This window comes from Cedecea neteri NBRC 105707 = ATCC 33855 (assembly GCF_001571265.1).
Classification (GTDB): domain Bacteria; phylum Pseudomonadota; class Gammaproteobacteria; order Enterobacterales; family Enterobacteriaceae; genus Cedecea; species Cedecea neteri.
This window is the reverse complement of sequence record NZ_BCTL01000010.1, coordinates 55,514-69,996: the sequence shown is the minus strand read 5'-3', so window position 1 is coordinate 69,996 and position 14,483 is coordinate 55,514. Positions and strand designations below refer to the sequence as shown.

The 14,483-nt window shown below is 54.1% G+C and carries 9 protein-coding genes; 6 read left to right on the top strand and 3 right to left on the bottom strand.

Features of this window, described 5'->3' with window-relative positions; genetic code table 11:
- The 6 genes from mukF (at position 1) to CNE01S_RS05555 (ending at position 9,915) form a co-directional block, all read left to right on the top strand.
- Positions 1-1,323 (top strand): chromosome partition protein MukF, encoded by a 1,323-nt coding sequence (gene mukF, locus CNE01S_RS05580; protein ID WP_061274162.1) that lies wholly within the window; start codon positions 1-3, stop codon positions 1,321-1,323.
- The gene (gene mukE / locus CNE01S_RS05575; RefSeq protein ID WP_008461197.1) at positions 1,304-2,020 is read left to right on the top strand and encodes a chromosome partition protein MukE; all 717 of its coding nucleotides are present in this window, start codon (positions 1,304-1,306) and stop codon (positions 2,018-2,020) included. Before mukF ends, mukE begins: the two co-directional genes overlap by 20 nt.
- Positions 2,017-6,474: a chromosome partition protein MukB gene (gene mukB, locus CNE01S_RS05570; RefSeq protein ID WP_061274160.1), complete on the top strand. Its 4,458-nt coding sequence runs from the start codon at positions 2,017-2,019 to the stop codon at positions 6,472-6,474. Before mukE ends, mukB begins: the two co-directional genes overlap by 4 nt.
- Positions 6,475-6,656: 182 nt before the next feature.
- The gene (gene ldtD, locus CNE01S_RS05565; protein WP_061274157.1) at positions 6,657-8,495 is read left to right on the top strand and encodes a L,D-transpeptidase; all 1,839 of its coding nucleotides are present in this window, start codon (positions 6,657-6,659) and stop codon (positions 8,493-8,495) included.
- 184 nt (positions 8,496-8,679) lie between these two features.
- Positions 8,680-9,228, top strand: coding sequence for a peptidoglycan L,D-endopeptidase MepK (mepK, locus tag CNE01S_RS05560; RefSeq protein WP_038474005.1), 549 nt, complete (start codon positions 8,680-8,682; stop codon positions 9,226-9,228).
- Positions 9,229-9,267: 39 nt separating this feature from the next.
- A complete protein-coding gene (locus tag CNE01S_RS05555) occupies positions 9,268-9,915 on the top strand; it encodes an MBL fold metallo-hydrolase (protein ID WP_061274155.1) in 648 nt (215 codons plus the stop codon).
- Between the two features lie 57 nt (positions 9,916-9,972).
- Here the strand turns inward: CNE01S_RS05555 and CNE01S_RS05550 are convergent, their stop codons facing one another.
- The 3 genes from CNE01S_RS05550 to asnS all read right to left on the bottom strand — a co-directional run bounded on the left by CNE01S_RS05550 (position 9,973) and on the right by asnS (position 14,468).
- On the bottom strand, positions 9,973-11,163 hold the full coding sequence (locus CNE01S_RS05550; protein ID WP_061274153.1) for an amino acid aminotransferase: 1,191 nt from the start codon (positions 11,161-11,163) through the stop codon (positions 9,973-9,975).
- Positions 11,164-11,348: 185 nt separating this feature from the next.
- Entirely contained in the window at positions 11,349-12,470 is a 1,122-nt protein-coding gene (locus CNE01S_RS05545) for a porin (protein ID WP_061274150.1), read from the bottom strand.
- Positions 12,471-13,067: 597 nt separating this feature from the next.
- Positions 13,068-14,468, bottom strand: a complete 1,401-nt coding sequence (asnS, locus tag CNE01S_RS05540; RefSeq protein WP_039291539.1) for an asparagine--tRNA ligase — start codon at positions 14,466-14,468, stop codon at positions 13,068-13,070.
- Positions 14,469-14,483: the final 15 nt, after the last annotated feature.

Genomic DNA, 14,483 nt, shown 5'->3' with positions numbered 1-14,483 from the left:
ATGAGTGATTTTTCCCAGACAGTGCCTGAACTGGTTGCCTGGGCCAGGAAAAATGATTTTTCGATCTCGCTACCAACGGAACGCCTGACGTTTTTGCTGGCCGTTGCCACCTTAAACGGCGAGCGCCTTGACGGTGAGCTGAGCGAGGGAGAACTTATTGATGCGTTTCGCCACGTGAGCGACGGTTTTGAACAAACCAGTGAAACCATCAACGTGCGCGCCAATAACGCGATCAACGATATGGTGCGCCAGCGCTTACTTAACCGCTTTGTAAGCGAGCTGACCGAAGGCAACGCTATTTATCGCCTGACGCCGCTGGGTATCGGCATTACCGACTACTACATTCGCCAGCGTGAATTTTCTACGCTGCGCCTGTCTATGCAGCTTTCTATCGTTGCCGGTGAGCTTAAACGCGCGGCTGATGCCGCAGATGAAGATGGCGATGAATTCCACTGGCACCGTAACGTTTACGCGCCGCTGAAATACTCCGTGGCGGAGATCTTTGACAGCATCGATCTTACCCAACGCATCATGGACGAACAGCAGCAGCAGGTAAAAGACGACATTGCCCAGTTGCTTAACAAAGACTGGCGCGCGGCCATTTCGAGCTGTGAGCTGCTGCTGTCGGAGACCTCTGGCACATTGCGCGAACTGCAGGATACGCTGGAAGCAGCGGGAGATAAGCTGCAGGCAAACCTGCTTCGCGTTCAGGATTCAACCCTGGGCCGCGACGACCTTCACTTTGTAGATCGCCTGGTGTTCGATCTGCAAAGCAAGCTCGACCGCATTATCAGCTGGGGTCAGCAGGCCATCGACCTGTGGATAGGCTACGACCGGCACGTGCATAAATTTATCCGTACCGCTATCGATATGGATAAAAACCGCGTCTTTGCTCAGCGTCTTCGCCAGTCGGTACAAAACTACTTCGATGCGCCTTGGGCGTTGACCTATTCCAGCGCCGATCGTCTGCTGGATATGCGTGATGAAGAGATGGCGCTGCGCGATGAAGAAGTGACGGGCGAGTTACCTAATGAGCTCGAGTTTGAAGAATTTAACGAAATTCGTGAACAGCTGGCGGCGCTGATTGAAGCGGCGCTACAGGTCTACAAAACGAAGCAAGTACCCCTCGATTTGGGGGTTGTAGTGCGTGACTACCTCGTGCAATACCCTCGTGCTCGTCATTTCGACGTCGCACGAATTGTTGTAGACCAGGCGGTACGTCTGGGCGTAGCGGAAGCGGATTTCACAGGATTGCCCGCCAAGTGGCAAACCATTAACGATTACGGAGCCAAGGTACAGGCGCATGTCATCAACAAATATTGAACAAGTGATGCCGGTTAAACTGGCACAGGCGCTGGCCAACCCTCTCTTTCCTGCGCTCGACAGTCAGCTGCGCGCCGGGCGCCACATCGGCCTTGAAGAGCTGGACAATCACGCCTTTTTGATGGATTTCCAGGAATATCTGGAAGAGTTTTACGCGCGCTACAACGTTGAGCTGATTCGTGCACCGGAAGGTTTTTTCTATCTGCGTCCACGTTCCACCACGCTCATTCCGCGTTCGGTGCTTTCCGAGCTGGACATGATGGTCGGCAAAATTCTTTGTTATCTCTACCTCAGCCCGGAACGACTGGCCAACGAAGGCATCTTTACCCAGCAGGAGCTGTACGACGAGTTGCTGACGCTGGCGGATGAAAACAAACTGCTGAAGCTGGTGAACAACCGCTCTACGGGCTCCGATCTCGACCGTCAGAAGCTGCAGGAGAAAGTTCGCGCCTCCCTGACCCGTTTGCGCCGCCTCGGTATGATCTGGTTTATGGGCCATGACAGCAGCAAGTTCCGCATCACCGAGTCGGTCTTCCGCTTCGGCGCCGATGTGCGTACCGGGGATGATCCACGTGAAGCTCAGCTGCGCATGATTCGCGACGGCGAAGCTATGGCGGTAGAAAGCCGCCTGCAGCTCAACGATGAAAGCGATGAGCCACAACCAGGACTAGATAATGCGGAGGATGAACAGGAATGATTGAACGCGGAAAATTTCGCTCGCTGACGCTGGTCAACTGGAACGGTTTCTTCGCCCGCACCTTCGATCTCGACGAGCTGGTCACCACGCTTTCAGGCGGTAACGGCGCGGGTAAGTCCACTACGATGGCGGCTTTCGTTACGGCGCTTATCCCGGATTTAACCCTGCTGCATTTCCGTAACACCACGGAGGCTGGAGCAACCTCCGGCTCTCGTGATAAAGGTCTGCACGGTAAGCTTAAAGCCGGCGTGTGTTACTCCACGCTGGACGTGATCAACTCCCGCCATCAGCGCGTTGTGGTAGGTGTTCGCCTGCAGCAGGTCGCCGGGCGTGACCGTAAGGTCGACATCAAACCGTTTGCTATTCAGGGTTTGCCGACCTCTATTCAGCCGACTCAACTGCTGACCGAAACGCTGAACGAGCGACAGGCTCGCGTGCTCAGCCTGCAGGAGCTGAAGGATAAAGTCGAAGCCATTGAAGGCGTGCAGTTCAAGCAGTTTAACTCCATCACCGACTACCACTCGCTGATGTTCGATCTGGGCATTGTGGCCCGTCGCCTGCGCAGCGCCGCAGACCGCAGTAAATACTATCGCCTGATTGAAGCCTCGCTGTACGGCGGGATTTCCAGCGCGATTACCCGCTCCCTGCGTGACTATCTGTTGCCGGAAAACGGCGGCGTGCGTAAGGCCTTCCAGGACATGGAGGCAGCGCTGCGTGAAAACCGCATGACGCTGGAAGCGATTCGCGTTACTCAGTCCGACCGCGACCTGTTTAAACACCTGATTTCGGAGGCGACGGATTATGTGGCAGCGGACTATATGCGTCATGCCAACGAACGCCGGATCCATCTGGATAAAGCGCTGGAATTTCGTCGCGAGCTGCTGACCAGCCGCCAGCAGCTATCCGCTGAACAGTATAAGCACGTTGATATGGCGCGTGAGCTGGGCGAGCACAGCGGTGCGGAAGGCGATCTTGAAACTGATTATCAGGCCGCAAGTGACCACCTGAACCTGGTGCAAACGGCGATTCGTCAGCAAGAGAAGATCGAGCGTTACGAAGCTGACCTCGACGAGCTGCAAATTCGCCTTGAAGAGCAAAACGAAATCGTGGCTGAAGCCCACGAGCAGCAGGAAGAAAATGAAGCCCGAGCCGAAGCTGCCGAGCTGGAAGTGGATGAGCTGAAAAGCCAGCTTGCCGATTACCAGCAGGCGCTGGACGTGCAGCAGACGCGTGCGATTCAGTATCAGCAGGCGTTACAGGCGTTAGAGCGCGCTCGTGAGCTGTGTCATCTGCCGGATTTAACCGCCGACAGCGCCGACGAATGGCAGGACACTTTCAAAGCGAAAGAGATCGAAGCAACCGACAAGCTGCTGTCACTCGAACAGAAAATGAGCGTGGCGCAGGCGGCGCATAGCCAGTTCGAACATGCTTACCAACTGGTGACGGCGATCAGCGGCCCGGTGAGCCGCAGCGAAGCCTGGGACACCGCGCGTGAACTGCTGCGCGACAGCAGCAATCAGCGCCATCTGGCCGATCAAGTTCAGCCGCTGCGTATGCGCCTCAACGAGCTGGAACAGCGCCTGCGCGAGCAGCAAGAAGCCGAGCGTCTGCTCGCTGATTTCTGTAAACGCCAGGGGAAACAGTTCGATCCAGAAGAGCTTGAAGCGCTGCATGAAGAATTAGAAGAGCGAATTGGTGCGCTGCAGCAAACCGTTGCCGATGCCAGCGAGCAGCGTATGGCGCTGCGTCAGGAGCTGGAACAGATTCAGGCGAGTATCAAAACGCTGAACCTGCGTGCCCCAAGATGGATTGCAGCCCAGACCAGCCTTAGCCAGCTGTGCGAGCAAAGCGGTGAGCAGTTCGAAGCCAGCCAGCAGGTGACTGAGTACATGCAGCAACTGCTGGAGCGCGAGCGCGAATCCACCGTTGAGCGTGATGAAGTCGGGGCGCGTAAACGTGCCGTGGATGACGAAATTGAACGTCTCAGCCAGCCTGGCGGGGCCGAAGATCCTCGCCTCAACGCTTTGGCTGAACGTTTTGGCGGCGTCCTGCTGTCTGAAATTTACGATGACATTGGCCTTGAAGATGCGCCGTACTTCTCTGCGCTCTACGGGCCATCCCGCCACGCCATCGTGGTGCCGGATCTTTCGCTGGTGCGCGAGCAGCTGGAAAATCTGGAAGACTGTCCGGAAGATCTTTACCTGATCGAAGGGGATCCGTCCTCGTTCGATGACAGCGTGTTTACCGTTGAAGAGATGGGCGCGGCGGTGCTCGTCAAAACCGCCGAACGTCAGTGGCGCTATTCACGTCTGCCGGAGCTGCCGCTGTTTGGCCGCGCCGCGCGTGAAAACCGTCTTGAAGCGCTGCACAACGAGCGGGAATCACTTGCTGAACGTTTTGCCACGCTCTCTTTTGACGTGCAGAAAAACCAGCGCCTGCATCAGTCGTTTAGTCGTTTTATCGGCCAGCACCTGGGCGTGGCGTTTGAAGACGATCCAGAGGCGGAAATCCGCCACCTCAACAGCCGTCGCGGCGAGATTGAGCGGGCTATCAACAACCACGAAAATGACAATCAGCAGCAGCGTCAGCAGTTCGATCAGGCGAAAGAGGGCGTGGCCCAGCTTAACCGCCTGCTGCCGCGTATTAGCCTGCTGAATGACGAAACCCTGGCCGACCGCTGCGATGAAATCCAGGAACGCCTGGATGAAGCCGAAGAATCTGCCCGCTTTATTCAGCAGCACGGCAACCAGCTGATTAAGCTGGAAGGTATCGTCAACGTCCTGCAGAGCGATCCTGAACAGTTCGAGCAGTTGAAAGACGATTATGCCCACGCGCAGCAAATTCAGCGTGACGCCCGCCAGCGTGCCTTTGCGCTGACTGAAGTCGTGCAGCGTCGCGCTCACTTCAGCTACAGCGATTCTGCGGCCATGCTGGACGGCAACAGCGACCTGAACGAGAAGCTGCGCCAGCGTCTGGAACAGGCTGAAGTAGAGCGTACGCGTTCCCGCGAAGCGCTGCGTCAGCATGCTCAACAGTTAGGTCAGTACAGCCAGCTAATGGCGTCGCTGAAAAGTTCGTTTGATACCAAAAAAGAGCTGCTGACCGATCTGCATAAAGAGCTGCAGGATATCGGAGTGCGTGCCGATGCGGGTGCAGAGGAAAGGGCGCGTGCGCGTCGTGATGAGCTGCATACCGCGCTTAGCAACAACCGTTCACGCCGTAATCAGCTTGAGAAACAGCTGACCTATTGTGAAGCGGAGATGAACAACCTTACCCGCAAACTGAAGCAGCTTGAGCGTAACTACTTTGAGATGCGTGAGCAGGTTGTCACCGCGAAAGCGGGCTGGTGCGCGGTGATGCGTATGGTGAAAGACAACGGCGTTGAGCGCCGCCTGCACCGTCGCGAACTGGCCTATCTCTCCGGCGACGATCTGCGTTCCATGTCGGATAAAGCGTTGGGTGCGCTGCGGCTGGCCGTTGCCGACAACGAACATCTGCGCGACGTGCTTCGTCTGTCAGAAGATCCTAAGCGCCCTGAGCGCAAGATTCAGTTCTTCGTTGCGGTGTACCAGCATCTGCGCGAGCGTATCCGTCAGGATATCATCCGTACCGACGACCCGGTTGAAGCCATCGAGCAGATGGAAATTGAACTGGGCCGCCTGACGGAAGAGCTGACCTCGCGCGAGCAGAAATTGGCGATTAGCTCCCGCAGCGTGGCGAACATCATTCGCAAGACGATTCAGCGCGAGCAGAACCGTATTCGCATGCTTAACCAGGGGCTGCAAAGTGTCTCCTTCGGCCAGGTGAAGAGCGTTCGTCTGAACGTTAACGTGCGAGAAGCGCATGCTACGCTGCTGAACGTACTTTCCGAGCAGCACGAGCAGCATCAGGATCTGTTTAACAGCAATCGCCTGACCTTCTCCGAAGCGCTGGCGAAGCTTTATCAGCGCCTGAACCCGCAGATCGACATGGGCCAGCGCACGCCGCAGACCATTGGTGAAGAGCTGCTGGATTACCGTAACTACCTGGAAATGGAGGTTGAGGTTAACCGTGGTTCGGATGGTTGGCTGCGTGCAGAGAGCGGGGCGCTGTCCACTGGGGAAGCCATCGGGACCGGGATGTCTATCCTGGTGATGGTTGTTCAGAGCTGGGAAGATGAGTCTCAGCGTCTGCGCGGAAAAGACATTTCCCCTTGCCGCCTGCTGTTCCTTGACGAAGCGGCGCGACTGGATGCCAAGTCCATCGCCACGCTGTTTGAACTGTGTGAACGTCTTGAAATGCAATTAATTATTGCTGCACCAGAAAACATCAGCCCGGAAAAAGGCACCACCTATAAGCTGGTGCGTAAGGTTTTCCAGAACAGCGAACACGTTCACGTTGTTGGCCTGCGTGGATTTGCGGCCCCGGCGTTGCCAGAGCCGCAGCAGGGCTCGGAAACCGCTGACGCATCGTAAACCAGCGATACAGGATGCTAAATTATCAAGCGGGCTACGGCCCGCTTTTTCTTTGTCGCGAACAGTCTTAATCTTTAATTTTCTTTACATTTTGTCAGGCAAATGGTTTTTACTGTTTATATACTAGTGGTGAATACTTCCCGCCTTTGACGGTGAGCACAGTGATAAACAGGGGGCAAGGGATGTTGCTTAGAAAAGTTAAAGATTTTCGATTGTCGGCAGTCGGTTATTGCCTGGCGCTCAGTTTCGCTCCGCTGTTTGTGGCCCAGGCCGATGAGCCTGCCGTCGTTCCCTCCGACAGTTCTGCTTTCCAGACAGATCGGCCCACGGAACTCAATCAGCCTTTGGCGCAGTCTACGGCGACGGCCACGATGGCCGGGACTTTGCCAACAAACACCTCCACGATGTCGGCGGCACAAAGCCGATCACAGCTTATTACGGGCCTACCTGCGGGCTACACGCCGGTTTATCTCAACGCCCTGTCGGCCTTCTATGCCGCGCGTGACATGAAGCCGATGTGGGAAAACCGCGATGCGGTTAAAGCCTTTCAGCAACAGCTGGCGGAAGTGGCAATTGCAGGAATACAGCCGCAGTTTAATCAGTGGGTTGAGCTGTTGACCGATCCAGCGGTGACCGGTATGGCGCGCGATGTGGTGCTTTCCGATGCCATGATGGGTTACCTGCAATTCGTTTCGGGGATTCCGATTGACGGCAATCGCTGGCTTTATAGCAGTACGCCTTACAAGTTGAAAACGCCGCCTTTGTCGGTGATTAACCAGTGGCAGGTGGCCGTTGACCAGGGTTCTCTGGTGAACTTTATCGACAGCCTTGCGCCTCAGCATCCGCAGTATGCTCAGCTACATCAATCCCTGATTCATCTGCTGGCTGATACCCGCCCGTGGCCGCAGATGACCGGTAAAGAGACGTTGAGGCCGGGGCAGTGGAGCAACGATGTAGGGGCGCTGAGAGAAATTCTTGCCCGAACCGGTATGCTTCAGGACAAGTCATCGGGAGTGACCAGCGTGGCCGATGTCACCGTGAGCCCGTCCGCGATCAACGTTGAAGAGGCTTCTCCTCAGGCTGGCAAAAAGAAACCTCAGGCGGCAGCCCGTGGCGTGTATAGCCGCGATCTGGTGGACGGCGTTAAACGTTTCCAGCAGTGGCAGGGGTTAGGCTCGGACGGTGCGATTGGCCAACTGACGCGCGACTGGCTTAACGTCTCGCCTCAGCAGCGTGCGGCGCTGGTGGCATTAAATATTCAGCGTTTACGCCTGCTGCCGGATAAACTTGAGACCGGCATTATGGTGAACATTCCTAACTATTCGCTGGTGTATTACCTTAACGGCAATGAAGCGCTGGCGTCTCGCGTTATCGTTGGGCGACCGGATCGTAAAACCCCGATGATGAGCAGCGCGCTGAACAACGTCGTGGTTAACCCGCCGTGGAATGTTCCTCCGACGCTGGCGCGCAAAGATATTTTGCCAAAGGTTCGCCAGAATCCGGGTTATCTGGAGCAGCACGGCTATAGCGTGATTCGAGGCTGGAGCAACAATGCCGAGATGATCGATCCGTGGCGCGTTGATTGGTCGACGATCACCGAGAATAATCTGCCGTTCCGCTTCCAGCAAAAGCCTGGTACGCAGAACTCGCTTGGGCGTTACAAATTCAATATGCCGAGCTCTGACGCCATCTACCTGCACGACACGCCAAATCATAACCTGTTCCAGAAGGATGCAAGGGCCCTGAGCTCAGGCTGCGTGCGCGTTAATAAGGCGTCCGAACTTGCAAATATGCTGCTGCAGGATGCCGGGTGGAATGACTCCCGGATATCCAGTACGTTGCAGGAAGGTAATACTAAATACGTCAATATCCGTCAAAACATTCCGGTTAATCTCTACTATCTGACCGCTTTTGTCGGAAAAGATGGTCGCACCGAGTTTCGTACAGATATTTACAATTATGATCTCACCGCGCGATCTGGCGCACAAAACCTCGCAAAAGCCGGGTTATTAATCCGCTAAACGCAACATTTCTAATGAATTAGTGGTCGTAGAAAATGTAAAACGCAGCCGGGCCCTCTACAGGGCCCGCCGTTGCTGGGTTTTATCGTGCCTTGACTCCCCGGATTCGGGCAGTTATGGTGCGATGGCTGTGCGCAAAAGTGCATATTAAACCATCATTTTATTACCTGTAGACCTGGATATCATGGACAAATTTGACGCTAATCGCCGCAAGCTACTGGCTTTGGGGGGCGTGGCTTTCGGTGCCGCTCTCATGCCTTTGCCGTCGTTTGCCACCCTCTCGACACCACGCCCGCGTATTTTGACTCTCAATAACCTGCATACTGGAGAGTCACTGAAAGCTGAGTTTTTTGATGGCAGAGGCTATATTCAGGATGAATTAGCAAGACTTAATCACTTCTTCCGGGACTACCGGGCGAACAAGATTAAATCTATCGATCCTTCCCTGTTTGACCAACTCTATCGCCTGCAGGGGCTTTTGGGGACGAACAAACCGGTCCAACTGATTTCCGGTTACCGCTCCATCGACACCAATAATGAACTTCGCGCTCACAGCCGCGGCGTGGCGAAAAAAAGCTACCACACCAAAGGCCAGGCGATGGATTTCCATATTGAAGGCGTTTCGTTAAGCAATATTCGCAAAGCTGCATTATCTATGCGGGCAGGTGGTGTAGGATACTACCCCAGCAGCGACTTTGTGCATATTGACACCGGGCCGGTAAGGCACTGGTAAAACAACGGAATCCGGCTTTGTTGTCGGTAATGGAGCAGCATGAACTATCATATTATTCCGGTCACGGCTTTTGCCCAGAACTGTTCTCTTATTTGGTGCGAGGAAACGAAGCAGGCGGCGCTGGTGGATCCCGGTGGCGATGCGGCACGGATTAAGCAAGAAGTGGCGCAGAAAGACGTGCAGATTAGCCAAATCCTGTTGACGCATGGTCATCTCGATCACGTCGGCGCGGCGGCTGAGCTGGCGGCACATTACGGCGTGCCCGTTGTGGGGCCGGAAAAAGAAGATGAGTTCTGGCTGCAGGGACTGCCGCAGCAAAGCCGGATGTTTGGCCTCGACGAGTGTCAGCCTTTGACGCCGGACCGCTGGTTAAACGAAGGGGAATGTGTCTCCGTAGGGAATGTAACTTTCCAGGTGTTGCATTGTCCGGGGCATACGCCTGGCCATATTGTCTTCTTCGATGCGGCCTCTCGTTTGCTGGTTTCCGGTGATGTCATCTTTAAAGGTGGGGTGGGGCGCAGCGATTTCCCTCGTGGCGATCACGCGGCGTTGATTGATTCGATCAAACGAAAGCTGCTGCCGCTGGGAGATGATGTGACCTTTATTCCCGGCCACGGCCCAATGTCTACCCTGGGTTACGAGCGCCTGCATAATCCGTTTTTACAGGATGAGCAGCCGGTTTGGTAAAACGGGTTTCCAGTAAAAAAAAGAGCCGCTTATGCGGCTCTTTTTTATGCGTGGTTATTACAGCACGGCAACGATAGCTTCGCACAGCGGCGCCATGTTATCCGGCGTCATGCCCGCCACGTTAACGCGGCCAGATGCGACGGCGTAAACGCCGAATTCTTCACGCAGGCGCAGAACCTGTTCTTTGGTCAGGCCGCTGAACGAGAACATCCCGTTCTGGTTAATGATGAAGCTGAAGTCGCGGTTGGCGCCTTTCTCCTGCAGGGTATTCACAAACAGCTGACGCATGCGGTGAATACGCTGGCGCATATCGGTCAGCTCTTGTTCCCACATGGTACGCAGCGCGTCGTTGCTCAGAATCGTCGCTACAACCGAGGCACCGTGTGCCGGTGGGTTGGAGTAGTTAGCGCGAATGACCGATTTCACCTGGCTGAATGAACGGTCAGCAGTATCGGCATCGGCGGCAACCAGCGTGAAAGCGCCTACGCGTTCGTTGTACAAACCAAAGTTCTTGGAGTAGGAGCTGGCCACCAGCAGTTCTTTGTGACCGGCTGCGAAAATACGCAGGCCTTCGGCATCTTCTTCCAGACCACGAGCAAAGCCCTGGTAAGCAAAGTCAAACAGCGGCAGCCAGCCTTTGGCCAGCGACATCTCTGCCAGCGTTTTCCACTGCTCGGCAGTAGGATCGATACCGGTTGGGTTATGGCAGCAGCCGTGGAACAGCACTACGTCACCGGCTTCCGCCGCCTGCAGGCTGGCCACCAGGCCATCAAAGTCCAGACTGTGATTTTCTGCGTCGTAGTACGCATACTCTTTCACTTCCAGACCGGCGGAGTTAAACACGCTCTTATGGTTTGGCCAGCTTGGGTTGCTCACCCACACGCGTTTGGCGGAAGTGTTTTTCGCCAGGAAATCAGCGGCAACGCGCAATGCACCGGTCCCGCCTGGGGTTTGTGCCGTAAGCGCGCGTTTGTCAGCAACAAGCGCATTGCCTTTGCCGAACAGCAGCTCTTGCGTGCAGCGGCCAAACTCTGGAATACCATCAATGCCCAGATAGTTTTTGGTGGTCTCATTTTCCAGCAGATAAAGTTCTGCTTTCTTTACGCTGGTCAGGACCGGGGTTTTACCGGTTTCGTCCTTATAGACCCCGATGCCGAGGTTAATTTTGGTTGGACGGTCGTCGGCGCGAAACAGGTCAGCCAGACCAAGAATAGGATCGGCAGGGGCAGCGGTAATGTTCTCAAACATGACGGGTTCCATTAGTGATATCGGGAGAAATCGCTTTCAGGTTAACTGCTGTTTTACGAATTGCCAACCGTTTGCGACAAAAAGAGACGGTTAGCGATAACATCGGGTTTATTCTACTTTTTTGCCATAAAAAAACAGGGCCGAAGCCCTGTTTTTAAACATTTCAGACAAACAAATGGCTGAAATTAGAACTGGTAGGTCACGCCAACGCCGAACTGGTCGTCTGCACCAACACCGCCCAGACCGCCGCCGTTTTGAACGTAAGAGCTGTCTTTGTCCAGCAGGTTGATCAGGTAGTCAGCATAAACGTTGAAGTTTTTGTTGAAGTAGTAGGTGGTGCCGATCTGGATGAATTTAGCCATATCTGCGCTGCCGCCTGCAAAGGTACCAGACTGGTTCAGGTTTTTACCTTTAGTCTGTACGTAGGAGATTGCTGGACGCAGGCCGAAATCGAACTGGTACTGAGCCACTAATTCAAGGTTCTGAGTTTTATTTGCAAAGCCCAGGTCACTACCCTGATCGGTCAAGTTACGCGTTTCGGCGTAGGTTGCTGCCAGATAAACATTATTAGCATCGTATTTAGTACCGATTGCCCATGCTTCAGCTTTGCTGCCGCGACCATCAGCTTTCTGACCAGGCTTGCTATCAGATGAACCTACGGTGGTACGGTTAGAGTTGCTGTAAGCACCGATTACGGAGAAGCCTTCGCCGAAATCGTAACCCAGAGAGTAGCCTACGCCATCGCCGTTCGCCTGAGTAACGTCATCACGGTCGTTTTTGCCCTGGTACTGTACGGCGAAGTTCAGGCCATCAGCCAGACCAAAGAAGTTAGAGTTACGGTAGGTCAGCAGGCCGTTAGAACGACCAGTCATGAAGTTGTCAGAGCTGCCAAGTGTAGTCATACCAGACCAGATTGGTGCCATGTCGGTAATGGACTCAACATCGTAAACGATACCGTAGTTACGGCCGTAATCGAAAGAACCGAAATCTTTAATTTTCAGGCCAGCAAATGCCAGACGGGTGGAGTTTTTCTGGTTGCCTTCACCGCCGTTTGCACGAGCACGGTATTCCCACTGACCGAAACCAGTCAGATCGCTGTTGATCTGAGTTTCGCCTTTAAAGCCAATCTGGCCGTAGTTGATGTCGGAGTTGCCTTTCTTACCGGTAGTGGTGAAATCACGCTCGCCGGTTACTTTACCGTACAGATCCAGTTTGTTGCCGTTTTTGTTGTAGATTTCTGCAGCGTTAGCTGCACCGGCTACCAGCAGAGCAGGGATTACCACTGCCAGAATATTGCGCTTCATCATTATTTATTACCCTCATTGTGGTTTTTATGGACACCTGCCACTGCCGTCAATAATTCTTTACGGAACTATTGATGATAGTTTGGTGTCTTTCTGTATCTGTCAGGCATCTTTCCATCCATGAAACCGTTTCGCTAGCCTGAAAGTGCTACAAATGTCTAAACTGAGTTTCAAAAAGAAAATATGTGTAACAAAATATTAATTTGAGGGAACTTTGTGAACCATTTCAAATTTCACTCTTAGCGCAACTCGAATGTGTGATTTCTAAGCATATATATATGAATTACTTATGTTTAATTTGCATAAAGTTATGGAGTGAATGTTTCTTGTTCACAATTGTTCATTTTTTGACTTGTTTTTGGATGTCTGGATGTCTGTGCGAAAAGTGAGCAAATATGCTATGCCAATCACTATTTAGAAGTACTAGCAAACTTAAGCGCAATTTTTGTTAAAGAGTGTGAGGTGGAAATAGTTGGTAACGGGGTTGTCGGAAATGAGGGTTGAAATTGACGTTTGTTTAATGAGCGTTGAAGAAAATAGACCTTTCCTTCTCAAATGTAAAAAAGGCCAGCGTAAAGCTGGCCTCTGATTTTCTCTAACTTAGAAGCTTGCGTTACGAGGAGTGCGTGGGAATGGAATCACATCACGCACGTTCTGAACGCCGGTGACATAGGCAATCAGACGCTCGAAGCCAAGACCGAAACCGGAGTGCGGCACGGTGCCGTAGCGGCGCAGGTCGCGATACCACCAGTAATCTTCTTTATTCAGCCCCATTTCAGCCATACGCGCGTCCAGCACATCCAGACGCTCTTCACGCTGGGAGCCACCGATGATTTCACCGATGCCCGGAGCCAGAACGTCCATAGCGGCAACGGTCTTACCGTCTTCGTTCAGGCGCATATAGAAGGCTTTGATGTCTTTCGGGTAGTTTTTCACTACCACCGGTGCCTTGAAGTGCTGCTCGGCCAGGTAACGCTCGTGCTCGGAGGAGAGATCGACGCCCCAGTAAACCGGGTTTTCGAACTTGTGCCCGCAGTTCAGCAGGATTTCGACCGCGTCGGTGTAGTTCACCTGGGCAAAGTCTGCGGAGATGAAGCGTTCCAGGCGCTCAATGGCCTCTTTGTCCACGCGCTCAGCAAAGAACTTCATGTCGTCCATACGCTCTTCCAGGACAGCCTTAAAGACGTACTTGAGCATCGCTTCGGCCAGCCCGGCAACATCGTCCAGATCGGCAAAGGCCACTTCCGGCTCCAGCATCCAGAACTCCGCCAGGTGGCGGCTGGTGTTGGAGTTTTCCGCGCGGAAGGTTGGCCCGAAGGTATAAACCTTGGACAACGCGCTCGCGTAGGTTTCGCCGTTCAGCTGGCCGGAAACGGTCAGGAAAGCTTCTTTACCGAAGAAGTCTTTATCAAAATCGACTTTGCCTTCTGCGGTGCGAGGCAGGTTTTCCAGATCCAGCGTAGAGACACGGAACATCTCGCCGGCACCTTCGGTGTCCGAAGCGGTGATAAGCGGGGTAGAGACCCAGAAATAACCATTTTCGTGGAAGAAACGGTGCAGCGCCTGGGCCAGCGTATGACGAACGCGGGCCACGGCACCAATCATGTTGGTGCGCGGACGCAGGTGAGCGACTTCGCGGAGGTATTCGATGCTGTGGCGTTTGGCCGCCATCGGATAGGTGTCCGGATCGTCAACCCAGCCGGTAACTTCCACTTTGGTAGCCTGAAGTTCGAAAGCCTGGCCCTGGCCCTGAGACTCGACCACCACGCCGGTAACAATCACGGAGCAGCCGGTGGTCAGGCGCAGAACGTCTTCATTGTAATTGGGCAGAGAATTATTAATGACGGCCTGTACAGGATCAAAGCAGGAACCGTCATAGACGGCGAGGAAGGAGATACCAGCTTTTGAATCTCTTCGAGTACGTACCCACCCGCGCACGGTGACTTCGCTGTCAACGGCGGCACGGCCCTGGAGTACGTCGGCTACAGGCACAACGCTCATAGTTTTCTCTCTATT